Below are 25,907 nucleotides of genomic sequence, written 5' to 3' on the forward strand. Positions count from 1 at the left end.
CGGGGCATGGAGATCATTCTCACCGGTGCCCGGCGGCTCGCGGAAGGGCAGGATGAAGACCGGGGGCCACAGTCAGGGGCACGACCGGGAGGGATGGGCGACATGAGCGAATGGCCGGGTGCGGTACCGGAGGTCCTCGCGGAGGTCGACGCGGGCACGGCACGGATCGTGGCGACGCTGGAGGAGCTCTCGGACGAGGACATGCGCGCCCCGTCGGCCCTGCCCGGGTGGACGCGCGGGCACGTGGCCACCCACATCGCGCGCAACGCCGACTCCCTGTGGAACCTGCTGGAGTGGGCGCGGACCGGCGTGCGGATCCCGCAGTATCCGAGCATGGAGGCGCGCAACGCCGCCCTGGAGGAGGGCGCGGGTCGCGGGGCGAAGGAGCTGGTGCGGGACGTACGGGAGACGGCGGAGCGGTTCTCCATGCAGGCCGCGAGCCTCCCGCCGGAGGCGCGGGAGGTGACGGTGGAGGCCATGGCCGGCTTCTCCCACCCGGCCTGGTACACCGTCTACCGGCGCTGGCACGAGGTGGAGGCCCATCACGCCGACCTCGCCGCGGGGTACGGGCCCGCCCGCTGGCCCGCGGCGTACGTGCAGTGGGCGCTGCCCGCCACGTTGGCCGACCTGGAGGCGCTGCCGGAGGGCCTGCGCGGCGGCCTGAACGGTCACCGCCTCCTGGCCACCGAGACCGGGGACGCCGCCGACCTGGGCGGCGGCGCGGGCGCCCCGCGGATCTGCGGGTCGGGGCGGGCGATGCTGGGCTGGCTGACCGGCCGTTCCTCGGGCGAGGGACTGGTCAGGCGGCCGGAGGGGCCGCTGCCCGTCCCGCCGCCCTGGCCACAGGCTCCCGCCCGTTTCTGAGGCGGCCGGGCCGCCGCCCGGCCGATGGGGGAGGATGGCCGATGAGGATCATCGGACCCGGTCGAGCGGAGGCGTGGATGAGCTACACGGGGAACGTCGAGGTCGGCGGGAGGGCCGACGTCCGGGAGCTGCCCGGTCTCACGGTCACCAAGGTCGCCGTCGGCCCCTACGACAACAACGCCTACCTGCTGCGCTGCACGGCGACCGGGCAGCAGGTGCTCATCGACGCGGCCAACGAGGCCCCGCGGCTGCTGGAGCTGATCGGGGACGGGCCGCTCGCCCGGATCGTCACCACGCACCGGCACCAGGACCACTGGATGGCGCTGAGCGAGATCGTGGCGGCCACGGGCGCGCCGGTGGTGGCCCACCCGTTCGACGCGGAGGCGCTGCCGGAGCCGGTGGCCGAGCCGGTCGAGCACGGTGGCACGGTCCAGGTCGGCGAGGCGTCGCTGGAGGTCGTCCATCTGCGGGGTCACACGCCGGGTTCGATCGCGCTGCTGTACGACGCGGGCGGCGAGCTGGCCGACCGGCCCCACCTGTTCACCGGCGACAGCCTCTTCCCCGGCGGCGTCGGCAACACCTGGGGTGACCGGGCCCGCTTCGAGCAGCTGATGTCGGATGTCGAGGAGCGGGTGTTCGACCGCCTGCCGGACGCGACGTGGTTCTACCCGGGCCACGGAAAGGACTCCACGCTCGGCCGCGAGCGGCCCTCGCTCCCCGAGTGGCGCTCCCGGGGCTGGTGACTCCGGGCGCGGTCGCCCGGTGCGCGTGACGGCTCTCCCGGCGGTCACCGGAACCACTGGTCACAGGTGTTCGTTCTCCCAACCACCAGTGTTTTCGGGGCCGAGACCAGGAGATGCGTAATCCGCGAACTCAAGAAGGCGGAGTCCGGGGCGGAGGCGGGCGCCCGGCTGAGCTACCCCGCCGGCTCTCTCGTTCTCGTGGCGGGGCTGCCCGGCGCGGGCAAGAGCACGCTGCTGGAGCGCCTGTACGGGCTGCGCGGTGACGAGGCCGGGCCGGTGCCGGTCCCCGGGGGCCTGGTGATCGATTCGCGGCAGGCGCGCAACCGGTGGGCGGGGCCGCTGCGCGCGCTGCCCGCGCGCGCCCTGGTCCCGCTGGTGAACCTCACCCACGTCTGGTGGATCGCCCGCGAGGTGGTCAGGGGGCGGAGCGTGGTCGCCCACACCCGCGGCACCTGGCCGCACCTGGTGCGCCTGCTGGCCTGGCTGGCCGGGCGGCACGGCGCCCGGGTGCACCTGATCCTCATCGACGTGGACCCCCCTACGGCGCGGGCCGGCCAGCTCGCCCGGGGACGGGTGGTGGCCCCGATGACCTTCGCGCGCCACTGCCGCCGCTGGCGTCCCCTCATGGAACGGGCCCGCGCGGGCGCCGTCCCCCCGGCCGCCACGGTCACCGTGCTGACCCGTGCGGAGGCGGACGCCCTGCGGTCGATCCGGTTCGACTGAGACGGGCCGCGGCTCCCCCGGGAGCAGGGCGGCTCCCCCGGGAGCAGGGCAGGGGACTCGCATCACGCGGAGGTGGCCCCCCGGGGGGGGTGGCTCCGGAGTCTGGGCCGCACCCCCTGAGGTATCGGTGGCCTGTTCTTCGCAACCAGGTCGGCACCGCGTCACCGCGTGGCACCATGGTGTCCGTTTGCGCGGAGGAGGGGTGCGATGCGGGTGGGGGCTCGGGGGGCGGTCGTCCTCGTGATGTGCGTGTTCGGAGCCGGGTGCGGGAGCGGGTCGGCGGCGTCCACGGGCGCGCTGGAGGCGGGGCCTCCGACCGCCACCGGCTCGAGCGGCTCGGCCCCGGCGGTCACGGACCCGTCCGCCGCGCCGTCCCCGTCGGACACCGCGCAGGGAACGGGGGCATCGCCCGCCGGCCCGCCCGAGCCGCTCGGCAAGGCACGCTCCTGGCGGATCACCACCTACTACACCGTCGTCCAGACGTTCCACGGCGGACCGCTCAAGCCGGTGCGCGGGTGCCCCGAGCTGCACTGCAAGTGGGGAAGGACACCGCTGGGGTCCTATCCGAAGGACTTCCTCAAGGAGATCCAGACCGAGGGCAGCGGCCGGATCACCACCGGCCCGCACCGCGGCCGCTACCTCAACTGGTCGCACAGCGTCGGCTGGTGGCTGGACGACAGCACCCGCGACTCCACGGCCCGCCCGCTCAAGGCGTGGTCCTCGGCCGCGGCCGACCGGGACGTGCTCGCCCGCGGGCAGCGGTTCCGGATCGTCGACTGCGGCCGGGACTGGCGGGGGCGTCCGGTGGCCGAGGAGGTCTGCGCCCGGTTCCGCACGGCGACGTGGAAGGTCACGGACCTGTTCCGGCCCGGATACGGGGGCGAGCACCACGCCGATGTCTACATCGGCGAGGAGACCGGCCCCGGATTCAAGAAGTCGCCTTTCTACACCACCCTGCGCAAGGCCACGATCGCGGCGTCCTGACCGGCGTCAGCACCGTCGACACCGGGGTCAACGCGGTGAGGCCAGGCGGGTGGGCCGGGTACGGCCGCGCAGCGTGACCTCCTCGCCGAGCCGCCAGCGGGCGGCCTCCTCCCCTCCGGCCTCGTCCACGGCCGCCTCCTCCAGCAGCGATCCGGCCGCCAGGACGCGCGCCTCGGTCCCCTTGGCCAGGTCGGTGAGGCGGGCGGCCTCGTTCACCGGGTCCCCGATGACGGTGTACTCGAAGCGCTCCTCGGCGCCGATGTGCCCGGCGACGGCCTCGCCCGCCGACACCCCGACGGCGGCGCGCAGCGCGGGCACCTCCCGGCGCAGCCGCGCGGCCAGCTCCCGGGACGCCGCCAGCGCCCGCCGCGCCGTGCCGTCCAGGTCCAGCGGGGCGCCGAACACCGCCAGCGCCGCGTCCCCCTCGAACTTGTTGATCCAGCCGCCGTGCTCGCCGATCGTGGCCACCACCACCGCGAAGAAGTCGTTGAGCAGCTTCACCACCTCGGTGGGCGGCCGGTCGGCGGCCAGCCGGGTGGAGCCGATGATGTCCACGAAGACGACCGCGACCTGGCGCAGTTCGCCGCCCAGGTCGATGCCGCGCTCCAGCGCCACCCGCGCGACGTCCTCGCCGACCTGCCGGCCGAACAGGTCCTGGAGCCGGGCGTGCTCGCGCAGGCCGGCGGCCATGTGGTTGAAGCCCGCCTGCAGGAGGCCGACCTCGGTGGCGTCGTAGACGGGCACCTCGACGTCGAGGTCGCCGCGTTCGACGCGGGCCAGGCCGAGCCGTACCGACTCGACCGGGTCGGCGATCGCGCGGGCCGCCCCGTAGGTGACGCCGAGGCCGACGACCAGGGCGGTGCCGCCCAGCGCCAGCACGGCGACCGCGAAGTCCCGCAGCGTGACCTCAGCGATCAGGAAGGAGCCGAGGGCGAGCACCATCAGGCCGAGGATGGGCACGGCGGTGCCCAGGGCCCAGGCCAGCACCGACCGCGCCACCACGCCCGGCAGCCCGGTCCGGCGCGGCATCCCGGCGGTCAGCGCGGCGGTGACGGCGCGCCGCAGCAGCCGTTCGGCGAGCAGGTACACCACGGTGCAGGTGGTCAGGCCGCCGAGGAGGCTGGTCAGCCCGTACTTGACCGCCAGGACGGTGGAGAACGGCAGGTTGATCAGGACCCAGCCGACCGTGCCGATCCCCCACAGCGTGAGGTGCACCGACATCAGGCGCAGCGGGCCGTACAGCAGCAGCGAGCGTTCGTGCCTGCCGGGCGCGCCGTGCCGTTCCACCAGCCGCCGCACCCGCCGGAAGAACCGCTCGCCCAGCAGCAGCCCGACGGGCACCGCGGCGATCACGTAGGCGGTGAAGACCAGGTAGTTGATCGTGTGCAGCCGCTCGGAGACCTCGCCGGCGGGGTCGGGGACGACGATGGTGAACAGCAGGACCACCAGGGCGCCGCCGAGATTGGCCAGGCCGGTCGCGACCGTGACCAGGAGGCGGGCGCGGCGCGCGATCCGGGCGCCGGAGTCGCCGGGCCGGCCGTCGACGAGGCGCCGGAACGGCCGGAGGGGGCCGCCGCGGGCCCGCGCGCCGGGCCCGTCCACCGTGTCCGTCTCCATGGGCGTGCAGAGTACTCGCCGGTCAGCGCGGCCGGACCTCAGGCCAGTTCCTCGATGAACTCCGCCAGCTGCGTCAGGTTGCGGCACTCGTACATCGGGACGATCTCGCCGTAGCGGGAGGCCGCCGAGTCGCCGGTGTCCCACTGGGACCGGGGCTCGGGGTTGAGCCAGTACGCGTGCCGCGCCCGGTCCGCCAGCCGCCGCAGCACGGGCAGCGACAGCTCGCCGTAGTTGGAGCGGGCGTCGCCGAGGACGAGCAGCGAGGTGCGGGAGGTGACGGCGTCGGCGTACCTGTCCTCGAACACCTTGATCGCGTGGCCGTAGTTGCTGCGGCCGGTGATCCAGACCAGGTCGGCCTCGCTCGCCATCCGCGTCATCGCGTCCACCACGTCCACGCCGGGCGCGAAGAATCTGGTGATCTCGTCGGTGGCGTCGATGAACGCGAACGCCCGCACCTTGCTGAACTGCTCCCGCAGCGCGAACGTCAGCAGCAGCGTGAAGTGCGCGAACGCCGACACCGAGTCGCTGGCGTCGCACAGGATGACCAGTTCGGGCTTGTGCGGGCGGCGGGGGCGGTGATGGGTGGACAGCGGCACGCCGCCGCTGGCCAGGGAGGCCCGTACGGTGCGGCGGAAGTCCAGCCGCCCGCGGTTCCCCGCGCGCTGCCTCTGCTGGAGCCGGGTCGCCAGCCGCCGGGCCAGCGGGTGCACCTCGCGGCGCAGCGCGGCCAGGTCGGCCCGTGCCGCGCGGTTGAAGTCGAGCCGTTCCAGGGGCGGGCGGACGGCCATCCGCGCGGTCCGTTCGACGCCGGTGTCCTCGGCGATCCGCCGCCGGACCTCGGTGGCGACCAGGTCCTGGAAACGGGCGATGCGGGCGCGGAAGTCACGGCGGGCCACCCGTTCGGCCATCCCGCCGCGCTCCCGGCCGGTGAGCACGGCCTCCAGCAGTCCCGCCATCAGGGTCTCGGGCGACATGGCCCGCAGCACGCCCGAGGAGAACCACGACTCCTGCCCCGGCGTCCGCCCGTACTCGGCGACGGCCGCGCGGGCGAACTGGCGCAGCCCCGGGTCGTCGCCCGACAGCAGCAGGTCGAACAGCTCGCGGCGGCGCGCCTGCACCTCCGGGTCGAGCGGGGGCGGGACGCGGCGCGCGGCGGGATCGCGGGAGCGTGCCGCGGCGCCGTCCGCGGAGCCTCCGGTGTAGGCCGCGCCGTCCCCCAGCGCGGCCGGGAACCACAGGTCGAAGAGGGTGTCGAAGGTCGCCCGGTGCGCGGGGCGCTTGACCACGGTCGCGGCGTAGGCGGCGCGCAGCGCGTCCCGGTCGACCAGGTCGATCATCTGCATCGCGCGCACCGCGTCCAGGCCCTCGGCGACCGACACCGGGAGCCCGGCCTCGCGCAGCGCCGCGACGAAGCCGGTGTGGCGGCCGACCAGGGACCGCCGCCCGTCCCGGCCCTCGGACGGGGCGCCTGCCGGGGCGCCGGACGCGCCGGACGGGTCATCGGGCGCGGCGCCGGGCTCCTGCTGGTGGACCATCGCGTTCAGCCCGCTCAGCCCTTGAGGCCCAGTTCCTTGACGGCGCGCTCCTGGTCGGAGACGTGCTTGAGGACGACGCCGAGGGTGCGGGCGACCGCGGCCTCGTCCAGCTCGTCCAGCCCGAGGGCCAGCAGCGTCCGGGCCCAGTCGACGCTCTCGGCGATCGAGGGGGCCTTCTTGATCTCCAGGTCGCGCAGCGTCCCGACCGTGCGCACCAGCTGCTCGGCCAGCGCGGCCTCGATGCCGGGCACCCGCGCCAGCACGATGTCACGTTCCCGTTCCGGATCCGGGTAGTCGAGGTGCAGGTAGAGGCAGCGGCGCTTGAGGGCCTCCGACAGCTCCCGGGCCGCGTTGGAGGTGATCAGCACGAACGGGCGGCGGACCGCGGCGACCGTGCCCAGCTCCGGGATGGTCACCTGGAAGTCCGACAGCACCTCCAGGAGCATGCCCTCCACCTCGACGTCGGCCTTGTCGGCCTCGTCGATCAGCAGCACGGTGGGGCCGGTCCGCCGGATGGCCGCCAGCAACGGGCGCTCCAGCAGGAACTCCTCGGAGAAGATGTCGTCGTGGGTCTGCTGCCAGGCCCGGTCGCCGGAGGCCGCCTGGATCGCCAGCAGCTGCTTCTTGTAGTTGAACTCGTACAGCGCGCGGGCCTCGTCCAGGCCCTCGTAGCACTGAAGCCTGATCAGCTCGGCGCCCTGCACGGTGGCGACCGCCTTGGCCAGCTCCGTCTTGCCGACCCCGGCGGGGCCCTCCACCAGGAGCGGCTTGCCGAGCGCCTGGGCGAGGTACACCGTGGTCGCGATCGCCTCGTCGGCCAGGTAGCCGACCTCGGCGAGCCTGCGGTCGACGTCGGCGGGCGAGGCGAACTCCGCGGAGTCCGCGGGCACCGTGGAGCCGTGGCCGGTCCCTGCTGCGGTCATCACTTGGCCTTCGTGTAGGTCTGGTTGGTGCCGGCGAACAGCAGCCTGCTCTCGCCCGTGAGCGTGGCGCCCCAGTACGAGGCCGTCTTGGGGTCGCCGCCCTGCCAGGAGAAGCGGAACCTGCCCTTGCCCTCGGGGATGACCTGGCCGTTCCACAGCGCCTGGCCGCCCTTCATCCACGAGCCGGAGCCGTCGGCCTTGAACAGGAAGTAGTCGCCGCCGGGGCCCGACCAGCGCCCGACCAGCGGCTTGACCTCCGCGGACCGCACCTTGGGCACGGCCGGCAGCGAGGGCCGGCCGCCCGCGGCGGGCGGCGCGGACGTGGGGACGGAGGGCACCGGGACGGGCGGGGGCGAGGAGGCCGTCCCGCCGCCGGCCTGGGCCGGCGGTTCGCCGCCCCCGCATCCGGAGAGGACGAGCGCGGACGCCAGCGCCGTCGCCCCGAAGGAGGCGCGGGCGATGCGGACGCCGGCCGCACGGCGGACCGGGGCCGCGGCGGGGGCGGCGGTCGAGCGGACCCGAGCTCTCACGTGGACCTCCGGGGGTTCTCGGACGAAGTCGGCATTTTATCCGCGGGGTTCTGTTCTGGACGGGGTCGCCCCTGGGGCCGACACGGAATCTCGTTCCCAGGTGTGACGCCGCCGGGAGGGCCCGTCGCCTATAAGTGGGGCATGACGACTCCACGCCTGCCGCGTGACGACCTGGCCGCGGCGCTGGCGGCCCGGCGGGAGCTGGGTCCCGACTATGACGACGCCTTCGTCGAGACGCTCGCCGCCCGGATCGAGGCGACCCTGGCGGCGCGCGCCGCCGCGCCGGCCGGCGGCCGTCTCCCGGCGGGGACGCTCCGGTCCAGGTCCGAGCGGAACTCCGCGCTCGCGCTCGCGATCGTCTCCCTGGTCGCGGCCATCCCGCTGAGCGCCATCGGCGCCGTCAACGCGGGGGTGCCGGGGCTGGTGATCACCTGGGCCGCGATCGTGCTGGTCAACCTGATCCACGGCCTCCGCTCGCGCTGAACCGCGGCGGGCGGCCCGCCCGCCGCGGCACGGCCACCGGCTCCGGGCCGGCCGCCGGGCTTCCTTCGGGCCGGACGACCGGTCCCGGCCCGGGGTCACCCGGCCGCCGGGCCCGGTCATCCGGCGGACTCCGTCGCTCACCCGGCCCCGTCGCTCACCGGATCGGCCGCTCACCGGGTCCCGTCACTTGCCGGGTCACGTCACTTACCGGGCTCGGGGTCGCGGGGCAGGCCGAGCAGCCGTTCGCCGATGATGTTGAGCTGCACCTCGGTGGTGCCGCCGTAGATCGTCATCGCCCGGCTGAACAGCATCGCCCGGGCCACGTCGCCGCTGCGGGTCTGCGGCACCTCGGTGGCCGCCGCCGCGCCCTGCGCCGCCCAGCAGTAGTCGGCGACGTCCTGGTTGAACTGGACGCCCAGCAGCTTGCGGACGCTGGCCTCGGCGCCCGGCTCCACCCCGTTCAGCTGCTTGAGCGTGGTGCGCAGGCCCAGCAGGTCGATCGACTGGCCCTGCGCGACGAGCCGGCCCACCTCGGCCTCGGCGATCGGGTCGAGGTCGGCGCCGGCGAAGAACGCCAGCAGCTCCGGAACGCCCATGCCCATCCCGCCGCCGGTCGACAGCGACACCCGCTCGTTGCTGAGGGTGTTGCGGGCGACCTGCCAGCCCTTGTCGACCTCCCCGACCACGCAGTCGTCGGGAACGAACACCCCGTCCAGGAACACCTCGTTGAACAGGGCGTCGCCGGTCAGCTCACGGAGCGGGCGCACGTCCACGCCCTCGGCCTTCATGTCGACCAGGAAGTAGGAGATGCCGTCGTGCTTGGGCGCGTCCGGGTCGGTGCGCGCCAGGCAGAATCCCCACTGCGCGAACTGCGCCACCGAGGTCCAGATCTTCTGGCCGGTCAGCCGCCAGCCGCCCTCGACCCGTTCGGCCCGCATCGACAGGGAGGCCAGGTCCGACCCCGCCCCGGGCTCGCTGAACAGCTGGCACCACACCATCTCGCCGCGCAGCGTCGGGCGCAGGAAGCGCTCCTTCTGCTCGTCGGTGCCGTAGGCGACCAGGGACGGCACCAGCCAGGCGCCGATCACCAGGTTCGGCGGCTTGACCTTGGCGGCCCTCAGCTCCTGCTGGATGAGGATCTGCTCCACCGGGCCCGCGCCGCGTCCCCAGGGCTCGGGCAGGTGCGGGACGGTCCAGCCGCGGTCGCCCATCGCGCGGTTGCGCTCGCCCTTGTCCTCGATCGCGGCCAGCTCGGCGATCTCGGCGCGGATGCGCTCGCGCAGCGGCTGGGTGCCCTCGTCCAGCTCCAGCTCGACCTCGCGGCGCCCGCCGGCCAGCGCGCGCCGGGCGACCTCGGCCGCGTACCCCTTGGCGGGGCCGGCCAGCGCCCGCAGGGTCAGCGCGCGGCGCAGGTAGACGTGCGCGTCGTGCTCCCAGGTGAAGCCGATGCCGCCGAGGATCTGGATGGCGTCGCGGGCGGTCTGGACGGCGCCGTCCAGGGCGATCACCCCGGCCACGGCGGTGGCGAACGGGGCGTCCTCGGCCCGCTCGTCCAGGGCGCGGGCGGCGTCCCAGACGGCGGCGCGGGCCTGCTCCAGCGCGATCAGCATCCGGGCGGCCTTGTGCTTGACGCCCTGGAACTGCCCGATCGGGCGCCCGAACTGCTCGCGCACCTTGGCGTACTCGGCGGCGGTGGTGACGCACCAGCCCGCCAGGCCGGCCGCCTCGGCGCCCAGCAGCGTGGCGGCCAGTTCCCGGACGCCCGCGTCGGTGAGGCCGTCCAGCACGCGGTCGGCGGGCACCCGGACGCCGGCGACCTCGACCGCGGCGACGCGCCGGACCCGGTCCAGGCTGCGGGCGGCGGGGGTCACGGTGACCCCGCCCTCGGCCGCGTCGATCGCCACCCACTCGCGGGTGCCGTCGTCCAGGGTCGCCGGCAGCACCAGCACGTCGGCGAGGGCGGCGCCCAGCACCGGGTCGGCGGTGCCGCCGACGACGAGGGTGTCCCCGTCGCGGCGGGCGGTGAGCTCACCGGACAGCGCGAGCGCGGCGGTCCGCGACCCGTCGGCCAGCCCCGGCAGCAGCTCCGCGCGGACCTTGGCGTTGCCGGCGGCGTTCACCGCGGCGCCGGCCAGGACGGTCGGCAGGAACGGGCCGGGCGCCGCCACCCGGCCCAGCTCCTCCACCACGACCGCCAGCTCCAGCAGGCCGAAGCCCTGCCCGCCGTGCTCCTCCTCCAGGTGCAGCCCGAGCAGGCCCTGTTCGGCCAAGGCCGGCCAGAACCCCGGACGGGTCTCCTCCTCCGCGTCCAGTGCGGACCGTACGACCGTCGCCGGGATGTTGCGCTCGGCGAATCCGCGTACGGACTCGGCGAGCGCCTCGTGCTCTTCGGTCAGCCCGATGGCCATGCGTCACCCTCTCTCAGACCGCTGGTGACTCCGATTCTAGAACAGCATTCGGATCAGATGCGGCCTTGGGAGAGATCTCGTGGCGCCGGCGCTCCCGGCGCCACGATCCGCCACCGGTCAGACCTCGCGCGACTCCAGCGGACGGAGGTCGTCCCCGTCGCCCGCTTCCTTCTCCGCCGCCTTCTCCGCCGCCTTCTTCGAGTCGGCGGACGCGGCCCGGCGGTTGCCCACGGTCAGGCTGGCGACGGTGGTGGCCACCAGCGTCCCGGCGATCACCGACAGGGACAGCCAGATCGGGATGTCGGGCGCCCAGGAGACGCCGTACTCGTGCAGCGCGTGCAGGACCAGCTTCACGCCGATGAAGCCCAGGATGAACGCCAGCCCGTGCCCGAGGTAGACCAGCCGGTCGGCCAGCCCGCCCAGCAGGAAGTACAGCTGCACCAGGCCCATCAGGGCGAAGGCGTTGGCGGTGAACACCAGGTACGGCTCGGTGGTCAGGCCGAAGATCGCCGGGATGGAGTCCAGCGCGAACATCACGTCGGTGGAGCCGATCGCGATGATGACCACGAACAGCGGGGTGACCATCCGGCGGCCGTCCCGGCGCGTGATGATCTTGTTGCCCTCGTACTCGTCGCTGGTGGGCAGCGTGCGCTTCACCCAGCGCAGCAGGAAGTTCTCCTTGACCTCGTCGTCGTCACCGCCGCGCACCAGCCCGATCGCGGTCCACAGCAGGATGGCGCCGAAGATGATGAACACCCAGGTGAAGGCGTGCAGTGCGGCGGCGCCCGCGGCGATGAACCCCCCGCGCAGCACCAGCGCGATCACGATCCCGGCCATCAGCACGGTGTGCTGCGAGTGCTTGGGCACCGCGAACCGCGCCAGGATCACCATGAAGACGAAGAGGTTGTCGACGCTCAGGCTCTTCTCGGTGACGAAGCCCCCGAAGTACTCGGCGGCGTACTGCCCCCCGGAGAAGGCCCAGACCCCCAGGCCGAAGAGCACCGCGAGACCGATGTAGACGGTGGACCAGAACGCGGCCCGGCGGGTGGTGAACTCCCGCGTGTCACCGCGGTGGATGACGAGCAGGTCGACGGTGATGATGGCGAGGATCCCGATCAGGGTCAGCGCCCACACCCAGGATGAAACGTGCAAAACAGACACCTCCGGCGGCATGACTTAACGCCGGAGGTCTCTCCCGCCCTGAAAGAAGCGGGCCGATGGCCCCGGGCCGGTATGGACCGACCGTGCTGACGAGACCACCGCGCAGGGATACTCCCCTCCACTACCTCCTGCAACGCAGGGCATACCGGGTGCGTTCCAAAGATCAAGAACTTTTTCGGGGCGATCTCGAACCCGAACGCCCGAGGGTGCGTCTAAGGCCCGACACATCTGCACCCCGGCCGCCACCGAACGGCGGCGGCCGGGGTGCGGAGAGTGTGCGGCCGGTTCAGCGGCGGTCCTGGACGAGCTTGAGATAGATCCCGGCCAGCTGGTCCACGGCGTCCGACTCGGTGGGCAGGGCGGCGGAACGCCGGGCCGCGGCGGCGGCGAGCCTCCCCGCCAGCGCCGGGTCGTCCAGGACGCGGCTCACGGCCCGTTCGAGCGCGTCCGGATCCCCCGGAGGCACCAGCAGCGCGGCCTCGTCCCCGGCCTCCGGAGACGCCGCACCGCCCCCGCCCCCCTCAGCGGCCTCTCCCTCACCGGCGCCGCCCCCCGGCATCGCGCCGACCATCTGCGGGATACCCCCGACCCGGGTGGCGACCAGCGGGCGCCCGGTGCGCAGGATCTCCTGGACGATGAGGGGCTGCCCCTCCCAGACGCTGGGCACCACGGTGACGTCGGCCGCCTCCAGCAGCGCGGGAACGTCCCCGCGACCGCCCAGCAGCCGCACCGGCAGGTCCTCGGCCTCGATACGGGCGCGCAGCTCGTCCTCCAGCGGGCCGCTGCCCACGATCGCCACCAGCGGCTGCGGGGTGCGCCGCGCCCACCCCCGGGACGCCTCCAGCAGCGTCGGCAGGCCCTTCTGCTCGGCCAGGCGCCCCACGGTGAGGATGAGCGGGCGGTCCCCCACGCCCAGCTCGGCGCGCCGCTCGGCGCGCGCGTCGGGGTTCGGCCTGGTCCGCGGGACGGGCGCGGGCACCAGCGCGTGGGCGACCGACCGGGCGCCCAGCGCGCGCATCCGGTCCTCCAGGTCGGGCGAGACCCCCAGGACCTCGTCGGCGCCGAGCGCGACCACCCGTTCGAGCGCGCCATAGGCCACCGCGGTCCTCCCACCGGTGATCACCGCGTTGTGCAGCGTGACGACCAGGGGCGGCCCGCCGACCTTGGCCACGCGCAGCGGGCCGGGGGCGACACGGGCGCACGCCGCCGCGGCCAGACCGCCGGCCCGCATCCCGTGGGCGTGCACGACGTCGGCGCCGCGCAGCAGCCCGCGCAGCCGCGCGACCGCCTTGGCGTCGCTCATCGGCCGCGGCCGGTCGGCCAGGTCCACCACCGCGAACCTGGCGCCCGCCCGCTCGAACCCGAAGCTCTCCTCGGTCTCGGCGGGCCCGCACACCACCACCCGGGCCCCGCGCTCGGCCAGGCCGGACGCGACGGACCGCACATGCCGGCCCACGCCCCCCGCGCTGGTGGCCAGGACCAGCGCCACCCGGAGGCCGTCCAGCGAGGTGGCCTCTCCCGGCGCGGCACCGTCTCGGTCAGTCATTTCGCGCTACCTTCCGGCTCAGGACGGCCCGCAGATCCCGGCCGTCGATCACGTACGTGAACGCCGCGAACACCGCCGCGGCGGTCAGGGCGGCCAGTGCGGCGACACCGATGTTCAGCGCCTGGCCCCCTGTGCCGAGGGCCGCCGCCACCGCGCCGCCCGCGGCCCCTCCGGCGGCTCCCCCGGCGATCCCGGCCACGAGCGCGCGCGGCACGCCGCGTACCGCGGCGCGGCCCCGCGCCCTGACCAGCGTGGCGAGCAGCAAGGCCCCCGCCACAGTCATGCCGGCCGCATTGCCCATGCCCATCGCCGCCACCACCCACCGCCGGTCGACGGTGAGCACCAGGGCCACGTCGGCCACCATGACCACCACCCAGCCGGCGACGATGGCGGCGGCTCCCATCCTTCCTCGATGGCAGGCGAACAGCACCCGTCCCAGGTGCGCCACCAGCCCGTACCCGAGAAGGCCCGGGGCGAACGCCAGCACCGCCCGGCTCAGCACCTCCTGCTGGCCGGCCAGTCCCGGGTTGAAGACCGCGGCGGCGGGGACCGCCACGGCGGCCAGGACCGCGCCGCCCGCGCAGGACACCAGGACCACGGCGCGGGTGGTGGACGCGGTGATCCGGTCGAACTCGGCCGCCTCACCGATCCGCGCCGACAGCATCGGGAACGCGCTGGTGGCGATCGGGACGGCCAGGATCGCCCACGGCAGGAGGTAGATCGCCCAGGCGTACTGGTAGTTGGCCAGGGCGCCGCCCGTCCCCTCGTAACTCAGGCGCACCACCAGCAGGGCCGACAGCTGCTGGGCCACCACGGTGGCCAGGCCGGCGACCGCCAGCCGCCGCACCCGCGGGGCCACCCTCTCGGGGAAACGGAGCGTGGGCCGCAGCCCCAGGCGCAGCCGCCAGGCCGCGACCCCCGCCGTCGCGGCCATGGCGACGCCGCCGAGCGCCGTCCCGATCGACAGCGTCAGCTCGGCCGGCAGCGGCAGCCCGGCCAGGTCGTTCTCGTACCCCCGGCCCAGCGGCGCGTACGCGAGGTAGGCGCCGATCACCACGAGGCTGGACATCAGCGGGGCCAGCGCCGGGGCCACGAACCGGCGATGCGACTGCAGCAGCCCGTACAGCACCACCGCGACCCCGTACATCACCATCTGCGGCGCCATGATCGCCATCATGTCGCCGCCGACCGCGACGATGCCCGAGCGGGAGCAGCCCTGCAGGTCGGTGCCCACCAGCAGCTCCATGACGGGCCGCGACAGCACCGCCATCAGCGCCGACAGCGGCACCATCAGCACAACGATCCAGGTCAGCAGCGCCGAGGCCGTCCGGCGGACCGCCTCGCGGTCGCCTCGCTCGGCCGGGCCCGCCAGCACCGGCACCACCATGCCGGCCAGCGCGCCGCCCGCCACGATCTCGTACACGATGCTCGGCAGCTGGGTCGCGGTGAAGTACGCCTGGCTGAGGCAGGAGGTGGTGACGGTCTGGGAGAACGCGTAGGTGCGCCCGAACCCCGCCAACCGCGACAGCACCGTGATCACGCCGATGATCAGGGCGGCTCCGGCGAGCCCTCCGGTTAGCCTGCGCAGGCTCGGGCTCACGCCGCGCCCCCGGAAGGCCGCGGCGAGGAGGCCCGCGGCGACGAGACGGACGGCACGGAGGGCACGGAGGGGACGCCGGCGGGACGGCGGGAGCGCGGCCCGCGGGCGGCGGTCGTGTCGGGGTGTGGGACAGGCACGGTGGGCGGTGGTGTCGGGGGCGGCACGGGACGGGGAGCGGCGAGGGAACGCCGGCCCCCGCCTCCGGTGAGCGGAGGGGCGGGAAGCGTCAGGGAGCCGGGTCGGCGAACGTCCCGCTCCCGGGAACGGGACCGGGGACGGGATCGGGATCGGGAGCGGCGGGCACCGCGGGCGGCCGGCGGCCCAGCATGTCGACCCAGTCCAGCGCCGGGGTCTGCTTGATCACCTTGGTGAAGCTGACGAACTCGCTGGCGGCGTTGAGCCCGGCCAGCCCCGCCAGCACGGCCAGGCGCGGGCCGCGCCCCAGGCGGGTGGCGGCCAGGCCGAGCAGCGCCCCCAGCGCGTTGGCGCCGGTGTCGCCGAGCATCGCGCGCTCGGCCAGGTCCTCGGGCAGCAGCGCGGCGGCGGCGCCCAGCGGGGCGGCGACCACCGGCGACGAGGAGGTCAGCGCCAGCGGCGCCCCGGCGAGCAGGCCCACCTTGATCGCGCGGCCCGGCCGCAGGTCGAACAGGTTCATCAGGTTGGCGCCGCCGGCCACGATGGCCCCGTTGACGGCCAGGTCGAACGCCCGGCCGGTACGGGTCGGGGCGGGCGACCCCGCGATCGCCGCGGCGGCCAGGCCGGTGGCGCCGATGCCGAGGATCTTCACCGCGCCGCTGGTGACCTCGCCCCTGGCCAGCGCGCCCAGGTGGCCCTTGAAGCCGCGCGAGTCGCCCGATCCGGCCAGGTCGTCGTACCCGCCGAGGACGCCCGAGCCGACGCCGGCCACCAGCGCGGCGGCGCGGAGCCGGCCGCCGTGGCCGGGGAGCAGCAGCCCGCCCGCGGCGGCGCCGGCCACGAAGGCGGGCCCCTCCAGCAGGGTCACCGGCTCACCGCGGTGGTTGGTGCGGCCCCACACCTCCTCGCCCGGCAACCCGTTCAGGCCGGGCGGGCGCCGCTCGAGCGCGCGGTAGGCGGCGCGGGCCGCCACGGCGCCGAGCGCCGCGCCGGCCAGCAGGCGGACGGTGGGTCGGATCATGGGGGTCACCCGTTCCCTCCGGCGGCGGGCACCGGCGAGGGCAGGTACCCGTTGACTCCCGAGCCCGTGCCGTACCGCCCGGACTTGCCGTTCAGCTCGTTCTGCAGCGCCAGGATCGTCACCACCTGCCCGGAGGCGGTGTCGACGGTGTCCTGCGAGGAGACCGACTTGCCGGCGTCGGAGTCGCGCAGCGCCGCGATCAGGCCGCCCTCCTGGGCGGCGGTCGACGGGCCGCCCAGGACCGTGCCGCTGCCGGCGCCGTCGAGGGCGGCGGCGAGCGCCAGCAACGCCTTGCTGTCGGCGTCGCCGCCCTCGTAGGCGTACAGCGAGGAAGGGGCGACCATGACGGCGAGTGTCGCATGCTGGCCGGGCTTGCCGCTGGTGGTCACGTAACCCGCCTGCCGGAAACCGCTGAGGACCGCGGCGGAGGTGGCGTCCTCCCGGCCGGTGCTGGCCGGGTCCTCGGTGACGATCGCGCTGGCCAGCACGGCCCCCGCCTTCTCGTAGGTGCCGGCGCCCGAGGGGAAGGCCATCTCGCCCGGCTTGAGCTGGCCGGCCAGCTCGTCCACGGTGGCCATCTGGTTGTCGTCGAGGAACTTCTTCTGGATCGTCACCCGCCCGGTGACGGTGGCGCCCGCGCTCTTGGCCAGCCCGCTCAGCTGCTCGATGCTGTCGTTGCTGGCGCCAGGGGTCTCGACGAAGACCAGGGACTGGCCCTTGAGCCGGTCGGCGACGATCTGCGGGCCCATGGTCCGGGCGAAGTTCTCGTCCCCTTCGCGCTGGGCCTCCAGCCTGGCCTGGGTACGGCGCAGCTCGTCGTTGCTCTTGGCGAGCGACGAGGTCTGCCGCTGCAGGCCCTTGGTCACCGACTGCGACAGCGTGGTGGAGCCCAGGATGATGCCCAGGGCCAGCGCCAGGAAGATCGCGACGATGGAGACGAGGTGGTATCGGAAATCGATCACGTGAACAGTCCGGTCAGCCAGAAGAGGAACGCGTGCCAGCGGTCGGCCAGCAGGGGGCGGATGACGTCCCCGGCCGGTGACATGAACACGGCGGTGGTCATGGCGATGAACGCGCCGAGCACCAGGAACAGCAGCGAGCCGGTGGAGATCCGGCTGCGGTAGAGCCGGCTCACCCCCTTGGCGTCCACGAGCTTGCTGCCCACCCGGAGCCGGGTGAGGAACGTGCTCGCCATGCCCGCCCGGCCCTTGTCGAGGAACTCGACCATGTTGGCGTGGGTGCCGACCGCGACGATGAGCGAGGCGCCCTTGTCGTCGGCGAGCAGCATGGCGATGTCCTCGCTGGTGGCGGTGGCCGGGAAGACCACCGCCTCGCGGTCGAGCTCGTGCACCCGCTTGAGGCCGGGCGCGCGGCCGTCACGGTAGGCGTGCACCACGATCTCCGCGCCGCAGGTGAGAGCGTCGTCGGACACCGAGTCCATGTCGCCGACGATCATGTCGGGGCGGTAGCCGGCCTCCAGCAGCGCGTCCGCGCCGCCGTCCACCCCGATCAGCACCGGACGGTACTCGCGGATGTAGGGGCGCAGCGCGGCGATGTCCTCGCGGTAGTGGTAGCCGCGCACGACGATCAGCGCGTGCCGGCCCTCCAGCCGGGTGGTGACGTCGGGCACGCCGACCCCGTCGATGAGCAGGTCGCGCTCGCGCTTGACGTACTCCATCGTGTTGGCGACGAACGCCTCGAGCTGGTGCGACAGGCCCGCCTTGGCCTCGACGATCGCCGCCTCGACGGTCTCGGCGTCCTGCGCGGTGCCCTTGGCGATCACCTCGTCGCCGCGGTAGACGACCTCGTCCTCGACCCGGACCTGGTCGCCCTCCTGGAGCCGGGTGAAGATCTCCGGGCCCACGTCGTCGACCAGCGGGATGCCCGCCTCCACGAGGATCTGCGGGCCGAGGTTGGGGTAGCGGCCCGAGATGCTGGGCGCGACGTTGACGACGCCTCCCACCTCGCAGGACACCAGCGCCTCCGCGCTGACCCGGTCGAGGTCGACATGGTCGATCACGGCGATCTCGCCGGGCTGCAGCCGCTTGGTCAGGTTCTTGGTGCGGCGGTCGAGCCGGGCCGTGGCGTTCACCCCGGCACGGCCGTCCTCCCTGCCGCGGCGCCGCGGGAGCACGCGCAGCGGCAGGCGCTGCGCGCGCCGGGCGCGACGCTCGGTGGTCGGAGACGGGTCGTTCATCGGTTGACATCCTGCCAGAGCACGGGGGTCGACACCGGTAACGACGAACGGCCAGGCGTGTTCGTTCGCGCACTCTCTGTGGTTTTGGCCTGCTTCGCAGACCGGTGTACCCGGATTGTGACGGGGATCACCGCTCCGGGCCCGTTCAGGACTCCTCGGCGGCGAGTTGCAGAAGCTCCTCGGCGTGCGCCCGGCCCAGCTCCGAGTCCTCCAGGCCCGCCAGCATCCGCGACAGCTCGCGGACCCTGCCCTCCCGGTCGAGCGCGGTCACCCCGCTGCGGGTGACGGTGCCGTCGTCGGACTTCTCCACCAGCAGGTGCTGGTCGGCGAACGCCGCCACCTGCGGCAGATGGGTGACGACGATCACCTGGGCGTTGCGCGCCAGGCGGGCCAGCCGGCGGCCGATCTCCACCGCCGCCTTGCCGCCGACCCCCGCGTCGACCTCGTCGAACACGAAGGTGGGAACGGGGTCGGCGCCGGCGAACACCACCTCGATGGCCAGCATGACCCGCGACAGCTCGCCGCCGGAGGCGCCCTTGTGCAGCGGCAGCGGCGGCGATCCGGGGTGCGGGGCGAGCCGCACCTCGACCTCGTCGGCGCCGTGCGGGCCGTACTCGCCGGCGGGGGTGACGGCCACCTCGATCCGGGCGTGCGGCATCGCCAGCGCGGCCAGCTCCTGGGTGACGGCGGCCGAGAAGCGCTCGGCCGCCCGGCTCCGCACCGCGGTCAGCTCGGCGGCCTCGGCCTCCAGCCGCCCGGCCAGCTCGGCGTGCTCGGCGCGCAGCCGCTCGATCCGCTCGTCGTCGCCCTCCAGCTCGGTCAGCCGCGCCGCCGACCGGCCCGACCACTCCAGGACCTCCGCCAGCGTCTGCCCGTACTTGCGGGTCAGCGCGGTCAGCTCCGCGCGGCGCTCCTGGACGACGGCCAGCCGCGCCGGGTCGGCGTCGACCGACTCGGCGTAGGCGGCCAGGTCCGTGGCCACGTCGGAGACCAGGTAACCGGCCTCGGCGAGCCGGTCGGCCAGCCCGGCCAGCTCGGGGTCGTGCTCGCGCACGGCGTCCAGGGCGTTGCGGGCCGTGCCGAGCAGGCTCACCACGTTGGCCGCCTCAAACGCGGCGGACGGGTCGCCCAGCAGCGCCTCGTGCGCGCTGTCGGCGGCGCCGCGCAGCGCGTCGGCGTGCCCGAGCCGCTCCTCCTCCGCCGCGAGCCGCACGTCCTCCTCCGGCTTGGGATCGGCCTTCTCGATCTCCTCCAGGCCGAACCGCAGCAGATCGGCCTCCTGCTCGCGCTCGCGGGCGCGGGTGGTCAGCTCCTCCAGCAGCGCGGACACCTGGCGGTGCCGCTCGTAGGCGGCGGTGTAGGCGCGCAGCGGCTTGGTGAGCGCGCCGCCGGCGTAACGGTCCAGCGCGGCGCGCTGCCGGCCCGCCTGCAGCAGCCGCTGCTGGTCGGACTGCCCGTGCACGGCCACCAGGTCGTCGGCGAGGTTGATCAGCAGGCTGACCGGGACGGACCGGCCGCCCAGGTAGGCCCGGGACCGGCCTTCCGCCGACACCGACCGGGTGACGATCAGAGCGCCTTCGTCCAGCTCCCCGCCGGCCTCCTCGACCCGTTCGACCACCCGGCCGCCCGGATCGACCACGATCCGGCCCTCCACGGTGGCCCGCTCGGCGCCCGGCCGGACCCGCTGCGGGTCGGCGCGCCCCCCGAACAGCAGCCCCAGGCTGGTGACCACCATGGTCTTGCCGGCCCCGGTCTCACCCGTGACCACGTTGAACCCCGGGGACAGATCGAGCACGGCCTCGTCGATCACACCGAGGCCCTGGATCCGCACCTCATCGACCATCGGACGCACCAGCGTCACAACCCCTCGCAAACAGATCGCGGTTTCAGCGCCTCGGTGGTCGAGATTATCGTCCCCGTCCGGGTCCGGGGTCCCCGCCCGCTTCGGACCCGGGCTGGCGGACCCGGCCCCTCCAGCCGGTCACCGGGAGCCCGAACTTGGTCACCAGGCGGTCGGTGAACGGGGTCAGGTGCAGGCGCGCGAGCCGTACCGGCTCGGCCCCCCGTCGCACCTCGACCCGCGCGCCCGGCGGCAGGTCGAGGGTACGGCGGCCGTCGCACCACAGGACCGCGCGCGGCGTGTCGGGCAGCACCTCGACCGCCACCGTGGACCGGGGCGAGACCACCAGCGGCCGGGAGAACAGCGCGTGCGCGCTGATCGGCACGACCAGCATGGCCTCCACCTCGGGCCACACCACCGGGCCGCCCGCGGAGAACGCGTAGGCGGTGGAGCCGGTGGGGGTGGCGCAGACCACGCCGTCGCAGCCCCAGTGGGACAGGGGGCGGCCGTCGATCTCGGCGACGACCTCCAGCATCCGCTCCCGCTCGGCCTTCTCCACGGTGGCCTCGTTGAGCGCCCAGGTCGTGCCGGTCACGCCCCCGTTGCGGCGCACCACGACGTCGATCGTCATCCGCTCCTCGACGTCGTAGCGGCGGGTGACGACCCGCTCGACGGTGGCGGTGAGGTCCTCCCGCTCGGCCTCGGCGAGGAAGCCGACGTGCCCGAGGTTGACGCCGAGCAGCGGGGTGCCGGCGGGGCGCGCCAGATCGGCCGCCCGCAGCAGCGTCCCGTCGCCGCCGAGGACCATCACGACCTCGGCGTCCTCGGCCGCCGCGGGGGTGCCGGGCCGCACGTCCACGCCCGTGCACCCGATGTCCTCCGCCTCGCCCTCCGGCACCCGCACCGAGATCCCGGCCGCGCTGAGGCGCTCGATCACCAGTTGCGCGCTGCGCACCGCCTCCGGCCGTCCGGTGTGCGTGACGACCAGCACCGATCTCTCACCCATGGGCTCGCTCCGACGCCGTTCCCGCGCTCGCTTCCCTACCCGTCCCGGGTCCCGTCCCCGGCCTCGCGGCCGTACCGGCGGTGCCGGCCGTGCCGGCGGTGCCGCCGGTCCGCACACCCGCGCCGGCGTCCGGGCTCACTGAGGGCCCTCCTCGATGGCCCTGGCGAGCTCGGTGTCGTCGAGCGGAGGCGCGCCCGCGCGCAGCCACAGAAAGTACTCCACGTTCCCGGCCGGGCCGGGAAGGGGGCTCGCCGTCACCCCCTGAACGCCCAGGCCCAGCGTGGCGGCGTGCGCGGCCACGCCGCGGACCGCCTCGGCGCGCAGCCCGGGATCGCGGACGACGCCGCCCGCCCCCACCTGCTCCTTGCCCACCTCGAACTGGGGCTTGACCATGAGGGCGTAGTCGGCCTCGGGGGCCGTGCAGCGCCGCAGCGGCTCCAGCACCAGGCGCAGGGAGATGAACGACAGGTCGCCCACGACCAGGTCCGGAAGGTCCGGCGGGGGCTCCCCCGGCCGGCCGAGCGTCTCGGGCGTGAGGTCGCGGACGTTGACCCGTTCGAGGACGGTCACCCGGTCGTCGGTGCGCAGCGACCAGGCGAGCTGCGCGCGGCCCACGTCGACCGCGTAGACCCGGGCGGCGCCGGCGCGCAGCAGCACGTCGGTGAACCCGCCGGTGGACGCACCGGCGTCCAGGCACGTCCGGCCCGCGACCTTGAGGCCGGAGAACGCCTCCAGGGCCCCGGCCAGCTTGTGCCCGCCGCGCGAGACGTACTCGGGGCCGGAGTCCGCGGTGTCCACGACGATGGCCGCGCCGGTCTCGACCTGGGTGGCGGCCTTGCCGGCGGTCTGCCCGCCGACGCGCACCCGGCCGCCGCCGATCAGCTCCGACGCGTGCTCGCGCGAGCGGGCCAGCCCGCGCCGCACCAGCTCGGCGTCCAGCCTGCGCCGGCTCATGGCCACCGGCCCGGGTGCGGACCCGGCGCGGGCACGGGCGGCGCCGGTCGCGGACCGGGTACCGGACCCGGTCGCGGTCCGGGCGCCGCGGGTGGCCCGGGATCGCCCTGGTCGGCCGAGGTCAGCAGCTCCTGGAGGCGCCGGTGGACCTCCTCGAAGACCTCCACATGGCCGGAGACCGGCGCGCCCTCCAGTCCGGCCAGCCGCGCCAGCGCGTCGTCGACCCGCCGGTCGCCGGTCGGCCCGGGACCGCGGCCGGGACCGCGGTCAGGGCCGTGGTCGGGTCGGTGCGGAGCCGCCGCCTGCGCCGGCTCCCCCGCGACCTCGTCGGGTATCACGTCCACCTCCCAGAAGGCCCCATCGCCCCGCGCGAGTCGCTTCGGGCCCAGTCCGAACGCTACCGTCCCTTCACGACATCGTTGTCGACCGAACGGGGAACGGCCTGAGCATGGCGAACGAGGAGGAGTGCCGCGGCGCACTCGACCGGATCTCCAAGCGCCTGGCGGAAGTGGACGCCGACCGGCTCGCCGAGCACGTCGTGGAGCGGACCGTCAGCTGCCGGATCCCCGATCTCGGGGTGGCCTACCTCACCCGCCTCCACGGCGGCGGGCTCGACCCGTTCGCCCGTACCGACGCTCCCGGGGACGCCCAGGTCCGGCTCACGGTGGCCAGCGACGACCTGGTGGCCCTGGCGAACGACGAGCTGAACCCGGCCAGGGCGTGGGCGAGCGGACGGCTCAAGATCGAGGCGAGCTTCCTGGACCTGCTGCGGCTGCGCAAGCTCCTCTGACCGCCCGCCCCCTCACCCCTCTGCCACCCCTCTGCGGCTTTCCGGCGGCCGGCCCCGTCAGGCGGGGCCGGCAGCACCTTCAGGCGGGAACCGTCAGCACCGTCAGGCGGGACCGCCCGCCCCGGCCGGCGTCATGACCGGTGCGCCCTGCGCGGGCCGTCCCGCACGGCCGGGAAGGGTGTACGGGCGGGGCGTGCGCAGGCCGCGCCGGGCCATGACGGCGCGCAGGCGGTCGGGGTGATCGGTGATGATGCCGTCCACGCCGTCGTCCATGAGCTTCTCCATGGTCGGCTCGTCGTCCACCGTCCAGGGGACGACCTTCAGGCCCATGCGGTGGGCCTGGCCGACCATGGCCCGGGTGACGTACGGCCGGTAGCCCGGATCGGTGACCTTGCCGTTCTGCGGGAAGCCGTGCACCGGCGAGAAGGCGTCGGCCCCGAAGGACTTCACCGCCTTCAGCGGGTCCCCGCCGAAGTCGTCGATGTCGATCCCGCCCAGCCACGGGGAACGGCCCGGCTGTCCCGTCTGCAGGAAGTCGTGGTTGGTGAGCGCCACCAGCGGCAGCCTCCGCTCGACCTGGCGCATGCGCATCAGCGCGCCCCAGTCGAAGCTCTGGACCGTCACCTGCCGCAGCATGCGCGCGCGCCGGACCTCCCCGGCGGTGACCTGGACGAACTGCTCGCGCGGAGCGGTCTCGTGGGGGGCGCCCGCCTCCACCTTCGTCTCGACGTTGAGCTTCACCCCGTACGCGCGGTAGCGGTGCACGAGGGCGAAGACCTCGCGCAGCAACGGCATCCTGGCCCCGGGGACGGCGCGCTGCCCCGGGAACTCCGCCAGCGTCAGGGATCCGCAGTCCAGGGTGCGGACCTGGGCGAGCGTCAGCGTGTTGATGTACTTGCCGACGTAGGGGTACTCGGGGTCGTCCGCGACGGCCTGACCGGTGTCCTGGCATTTGCGGCCGCTGATCCGGCGGTCATGGGTGACCACCGCCTCCCCGTCCTCGGTGATCTGCACGTCCAGTTCCAGCGTGCTGACCCCGAGCTCCAGCGCGTTGGCGAACGCGGGGAGCGTGCTCTCCACCACGAGCCCGAGCCCGCCGCGGTGGGCCTGGAGATCGAACGCCCGGGGCCTGCCCGGAGCGGAATCGGCCACGGCCGGAGTGCCGAGCCCGGTGAGCCCCGCCGCCAGCAGGCCCACGACGACCGAACGCTTCATGAACAACACCTCTCCCAAGAGAACCCAGGAGAGATCACCATCCACCTGTGACGCGCGGGAGAACACCCGGCGGCCCAGGCCGTAACAGCGCGGTTATTCAGCCGAGACCGAGACGTCCGAGCGCGACGGAGAGAGCCTCGGGCGACGGAGAGGTCTCGTCCCGCCAGGAGGCGGCGGCCAGGGCCCTGAGGCCGTCGTAGGGGTCACCGTCGCCGGAGAGCTCGACACGCTCTCCCTCCCGGCGCGCGGTCCAGTCCGCGCACCGGTGGCCGCCGTCCTCCTCCCGCGTCCCGGGGTGGGGGACGAGGAGGCCGGTCAGGTCGGGGGCGAGGTAGTCGGGGCGCCGATGGGGCGGGGCGGTCAGGGCCGTGAGCGCGTCGGTCACCCCGGTGAGGACCAGAAGGCTGTCGGCCCCGCCGTTGCGGGCGCCCTCGATGTCGGTGTCGAGACGGTCGCCGACCACCAGGGGCCGCCGCGCGCCGGTACGGATGACCGACTCGTGGTGGAGGGGCCGTTCGGGCTTGCCGGTGACGACGGGCTCCACACCGGTGGCGGTGCTGATCACCTTCAGGAGCGAGCCGTTGCCGGGCTGCGGCGGGCCCTCCCCTCCCGGAATGGTCAGGTCCCCGTTGGAACCGACGAACAGCGCCCCGTTCCGCACGGCCGCGGCGCCCTCGGCGATCAGCCCGTAGGACAGCCTGGGGTCGTACCCCTGGACGACGGCGGCGGGGCCTTCCGCGGCGGTGGACACCGGCCGCAGCCCCCGCGCGTAGAGGGCCTGCCTCAGGCCCATGCCGCCGACGACCAGCACCTTGGCGCCGGCGGGCAGCCGCTCGGCCAGCAGCCGCGCCGCGGCCTGCGCCGAGGTGACGACGTCGTCGGCGGAGGCGGGCACCCCCACCTCGGTGAGCAGTGCCGCGACCGCCGAGGGGGTCCGCGAGGCGTTGTTGGTGACGAACGCCAGCCGCTGCCCGGCCGCACGCGCCTTCGCCAGGGACTCCGCCGCCGCGGGAACGGGCCGGTGGCCGATGTAGACGACGCCGTCGAGGTCGAGCAGGGCGACGTCGTAGGCCTCGCTCAGGGGCCGGTCAGAACTCTTCGGTCCGGTCATTCCGGCCATCGTACGAGAAGATCATCTTCGGAACTCCAGGGTGGCCCTGGCATGCCGCAGCGCCCGGGCGTAGTCCTTGTTCTCGGGCCGCATCGCCGCCGCCAGGGCCAGCGGCTCCACCGCCCCCTGGAAGTCCCCCAGGCGGCTCAGGGCCAGCCCCAGGCCGAACAGGGCGTAATCCTCGGCCGGGTCGTCCTCCACGATCCACCGGAAGCTGTCGGCGGCCTCCTGGAACCGCCGGGCGCCGTACTGGGCGCGGGCCAGCGCCTCGCGGACGGACCGCGACGCGGGCTCGGCGTCGGCGGCGCGGGTGAGCAGCTGCACCGCCGCGGCGGCGCTGCCGGCCCTGAGCAGTTGCAGCCCTCGCGTGTACCACTCGTACACCCCGCCGTCCGGGCCGTCGTGGCCGGCGGGGTCGTGATGGACGCCGCGCGGGCCGTCTCCGGGGGAATCGTCCGCTCGTCCCGATCCTTGAACATCCATGTGGACCTCCCCTTGGACGCCGATCACTTCGACGGTAC

General features: G+C 74.6%; 24 protein-coding genes. 7 read left to right on the forward strand and 17 right to left on the reverse strand.

All coding sequences use genetic code 11. The annotated features are described in order from the left end of the window. The first annotated feature begins 102 nt into the window (after positions 1 to 102). The 4 genes from IW256_RS21415 to IW256_RS21430 all read left to right on the forward strand — a co-directional run bounded on the left by IW256_RS21415 (position 103) and on the right by IW256_RS21430 (position 3,314). Positions 103 to 864 (forward strand): maleylpyruvate isomerase family mycothiol-dependent enzyme, encoded by a 762-nt coding sequence (locus IW256_RS21415; protein ID WP_197012681.1) that lies wholly within the window; start codon positions 103 to 105, stop codon positions 862 to 864. 77 nt (positions 865 to 941) lie between these two features. After that, entirely contained in the window at positions 942 to 1,607 is a 666-nt protein-coding gene (locus tag IW256_RS21420) for an MBL fold metallo-hydrolase (RefSeq protein WP_197016453.1), read from the forward strand. Between the two features lie 66 nt (positions 1,608 to 1,673). Continuing rightward, a complete protein-coding gene (locus IW256_RS21425) occupies positions 1,674 to 2,330 on the forward strand; it encodes an AAA family ATPase (RefSeq protein WP_307828989.1) in 657 nt (218 codons plus the stop codon). A 207-nt stretch (positions 2,331 to 2,537) separates the two neighbouring features. Then, positions 2,538 to 3,314, forward strand: a complete 777-nt coding sequence (locus tag IW256_RS21430) for a hypothetical protein (protein ID WP_197012682.1) — start codon at positions 2,538 to 2,540, stop codon at positions 3,312 to 3,314. 27 nt (positions 3,315 to 3,341) lie between these two features. On the opposite strand, the gene IW256_RS21435 is transcribed toward IW256_RS21430, so the two are convergent. The 4 genes from IW256_RS21435 to IW256_RS21450 are packed head-to-tail and all read right to left on the reverse strand — an operon-like array spanning position 3,342 to position 7,919. Beyond that, the gene (locus tag IW256_RS21435; protein ID WP_197012683.1) at positions 3,342 to 4,931 is read right to left on the reverse strand and encodes an adenylate/guanylate cyclase domain-containing protein; all 1,590 of its coding nucleotides are present in this window, start codon (positions 4,929 to 4,931) and stop codon (positions 3,342 to 3,344) included. Between the two features lie 38 nt (positions 4,932 to 4,969). Next, a complete protein-coding gene (locus tag IW256_RS21440) occupies positions 4,970 to 6,466 on the reverse strand; it encodes a vWA domain-containing protein (protein WP_197012684.1) in 1,497 nt (498 codons plus the stop codon). A gap of 14 nt (positions 6,467 to 6,480) precedes the next feature. Continuing rightward, positions 6,481 to 7,389: an AAA family ATPase gene (locus IW256_RS21445; RefSeq protein ID WP_197012685.1), complete on the reverse strand. Its 909-nt coding sequence runs from the start codon at positions 7,387 to 7,389 to the stop codon at positions 6,481 to 6,483. After that, positions 7,389 to 7,919: a hypothetical protein gene (locus tag IW256_RS21450; RefSeq protein ID WP_307828990.1), complete on the reverse strand. Its 531-nt coding sequence runs from the start codon at positions 7,917 to 7,919 to the stop codon at positions 7,389 to 7,391. The genes IW256_RS21445 and IW256_RS21450 overlap by 1 nt, the downstream gene beginning before the upstream one ends. A 141-nt stretch (positions 7,920 to 8,060) precedes the next feature. Between IW256_RS21450 and IW256_RS21455 the strand changes: the two genes are divergently transcribed. Next, complete coding sequence (locus tag IW256_RS21455) at positions 8,061 to 8,402, forward strand: hypothetical protein (RefSeq protein WP_197012686.1); 342 nt, start codon at positions 8,061 to 8,063, stop codon at positions 8,400 to 8,402. A gap of 200 nt (positions 8,403 to 8,602) precedes the next feature. On the opposite strand, the gene IW256_RS21460 is transcribed toward IW256_RS21455, so the two are convergent. The 10 genes from IW256_RS21460 to IW256_RS21505 all read right to left on the reverse strand — a co-directional run bounded on the left by IW256_RS21460 (position 8,603) and on the right by IW256_RS21505 (position 22,270). After that, on the reverse strand, positions 8,603 to 10,810 hold the full coding sequence (locus tag IW256_RS21460) for an acyl-CoA dehydrogenase family protein (protein WP_197012687.1): 2,208 nt from the start codon (positions 10,808 to 10,810) through the stop codon (positions 8,603 to 8,605). A 117-nt stretch (positions 10,811 to 10,927) separates the two neighbouring features. Then, complete coding sequence (locus tag IW256_RS21465; protein ID WP_197012688.1) at positions 10,928 to 11,962, reverse strand: TerC/Alx family metal homeostasis membrane protein; 1,035 nt, start codon at positions 11,960 to 11,962, stop codon at positions 10,928 to 10,930. 295 nt (positions 11,963 to 12,257) lie between these two features. Beyond that, entirely contained in the window at positions 12,258 to 13,517 is a 1,260-nt protein-coding gene (locus tag IW256_RS21470) for a glycosyltransferase family 4 protein (protein WP_197012689.1), read from the reverse strand. Continuing rightward, positions 13,510 to 15,117 (reverse strand): murein biosynthesis integral membrane protein MurJ, encoded by a 1,608-nt coding sequence (murJ, locus tag IW256_RS21475; protein ID WP_197012690.1) that lies wholly within the window; start codon positions 15,115 to 15,117, stop codon positions 13,510 to 13,512. Before murJ ends, IW256_RS21470 begins: the two co-directional genes overlap by 8 nt. Positions 15,118 to 15,343: 226 nt before the next feature. Beyond that, positions 15,344 to 16,273 (reverse strand): hypothetical protein, encoded by a 930-nt coding sequence (locus IW256_RS21480; RefSeq protein ID WP_231403875.1) that lies wholly within the window; start codon positions 16,271 to 16,273, stop codon positions 15,344 to 15,346. Between the two features lie 5 nt (positions 16,274 to 16,278). Then, positions 16,279 to 17,235, reverse strand: a complete 957-nt coding sequence (locus tag IW256_RS21485) for a copper transporter (RefSeq protein ID WP_197012691.1) — start codon at positions 17,233 to 17,235, stop codon at positions 16,279 to 16,281. Beyond that, positions 17,232 to 18,470 (reverse strand): putative cytokinetic ring protein SteA, encoded by a 1,239-nt coding sequence (steA, locus tag IW256_RS21490; protein ID WP_197012692.1) that lies wholly within the window; start codon positions 18,468 to 18,470, stop codon positions 17,232 to 17,234. The genes IW256_RS21485 and steA overlap by 4 nt, the downstream gene beginning before the upstream one ends. 145 nt (positions 18,471 to 18,615) lie before the next feature. Beyond that, positions 18,616 to 20,313 (reverse strand): DNA repair protein RecN, encoded by a 1,698-nt coding sequence (recN, locus tag IW256_RS21495; RefSeq protein ID WP_197012693.1) that lies wholly within the window; start codon positions 20,311 to 20,313, stop codon positions 18,616 to 18,618. Between the two features lie 64 nt (positions 20,314 to 20,377). Beyond that, a complete protein-coding gene (locus tag IW256_RS21500) occupies positions 20,378 to 21,316 on the reverse strand; it encodes an NAD kinase (RefSeq protein WP_197012694.1) in 939 nt (312 codons plus the stop codon). Between the two features lie 135 nt (positions 21,317 to 21,451). After that, positions 21,452 to 22,270 (reverse strand): TlyA family RNA methyltransferase, encoded by an 819-nt coding sequence (locus IW256_RS21505; RefSeq protein WP_197012695.1) that lies wholly within the window; start codon positions 22,268 to 22,270, stop codon positions 21,452 to 21,454. A 143-nt stretch (positions 22,271 to 22,413) separates the two neighbouring features. On the opposite strand from IW256_RS21505, the gene IW256_RS21510 reads away from it, so the two are divergent. After that, on the forward strand, positions 22,414 to 22,716 hold the full coding sequence (locus IW256_RS21510; protein WP_197012696.1) for a hypothetical protein: 303 nt from the start codon (positions 22,414 to 22,416) through the stop codon (positions 22,714 to 22,716). A 2-nt stretch (positions 22,717 to 22,718) separates the two neighbouring features. Next, complete coding sequence (locus IW256_RS21515) at positions 22,719 to 23,060, forward strand: SCP2 sterol-binding domain-containing protein (RefSeq protein ID WP_197012697.1); 342 nt, start codon at positions 22,719 to 22,721, stop codon at positions 23,058 to 23,060. 102 nt (positions 23,061 to 23,162) lie between these two features. On the opposite strand, the gene IW256_RS21520 is transcribed toward IW256_RS21515, so the two are convergent. The 3 genes from IW256_RS21520 to IW256_RS21530 all read right to left on the reverse strand — a co-directional run bounded on the left by IW256_RS21520 (position 23,163) and on the right by IW256_RS21530 (position 25,869). Continuing rightward, entirely contained in the window at positions 23,163 to 24,275 is a 1,113-nt protein-coding gene (locus IW256_RS21520; protein WP_197012698.1) for a glycerophosphodiester phosphodiesterase family protein, read from the reverse strand. 97 nt (positions 24,276 to 24,372) lie between these two features. Next, the gene (locus IW256_RS21525) at positions 24,373 to 25,386 is read right to left on the reverse strand and encodes an HAD-IIA family hydrolase (RefSeq protein WP_197012699.1); all 1,014 of its coding nucleotides are present in this window, start codon (positions 25,384 to 25,386) and stop codon (positions 24,373 to 24,375) included. Positions 25,387 to 25,407: 21 nt separating this feature from the next. Further along, positions 25,408 to 25,869 carry a tetratricopeptide repeat protein gene (locus IW256_RS21530; protein WP_197012700.1) on the reverse strand — a complete coding sequence of 154 codons (462 nt, stop codon included), beginning with the start codon at positions 25,867 to 25,869 and terminating at the stop codon, positions 25,408 to 25,410. Between the last annotated feature and the right edge of the window lie 38 nt (positions 25,870 to 25,907).

The sequence above is a fragment of the Actinomadura viridis genome (assembly GCF_015751755.1).
Lineage (GTDB): Bacteria > Actinomycetota > Actinomycetes > Streptosporangiales > Streptosporangiaceae > Spirillospora > Spirillospora viridis.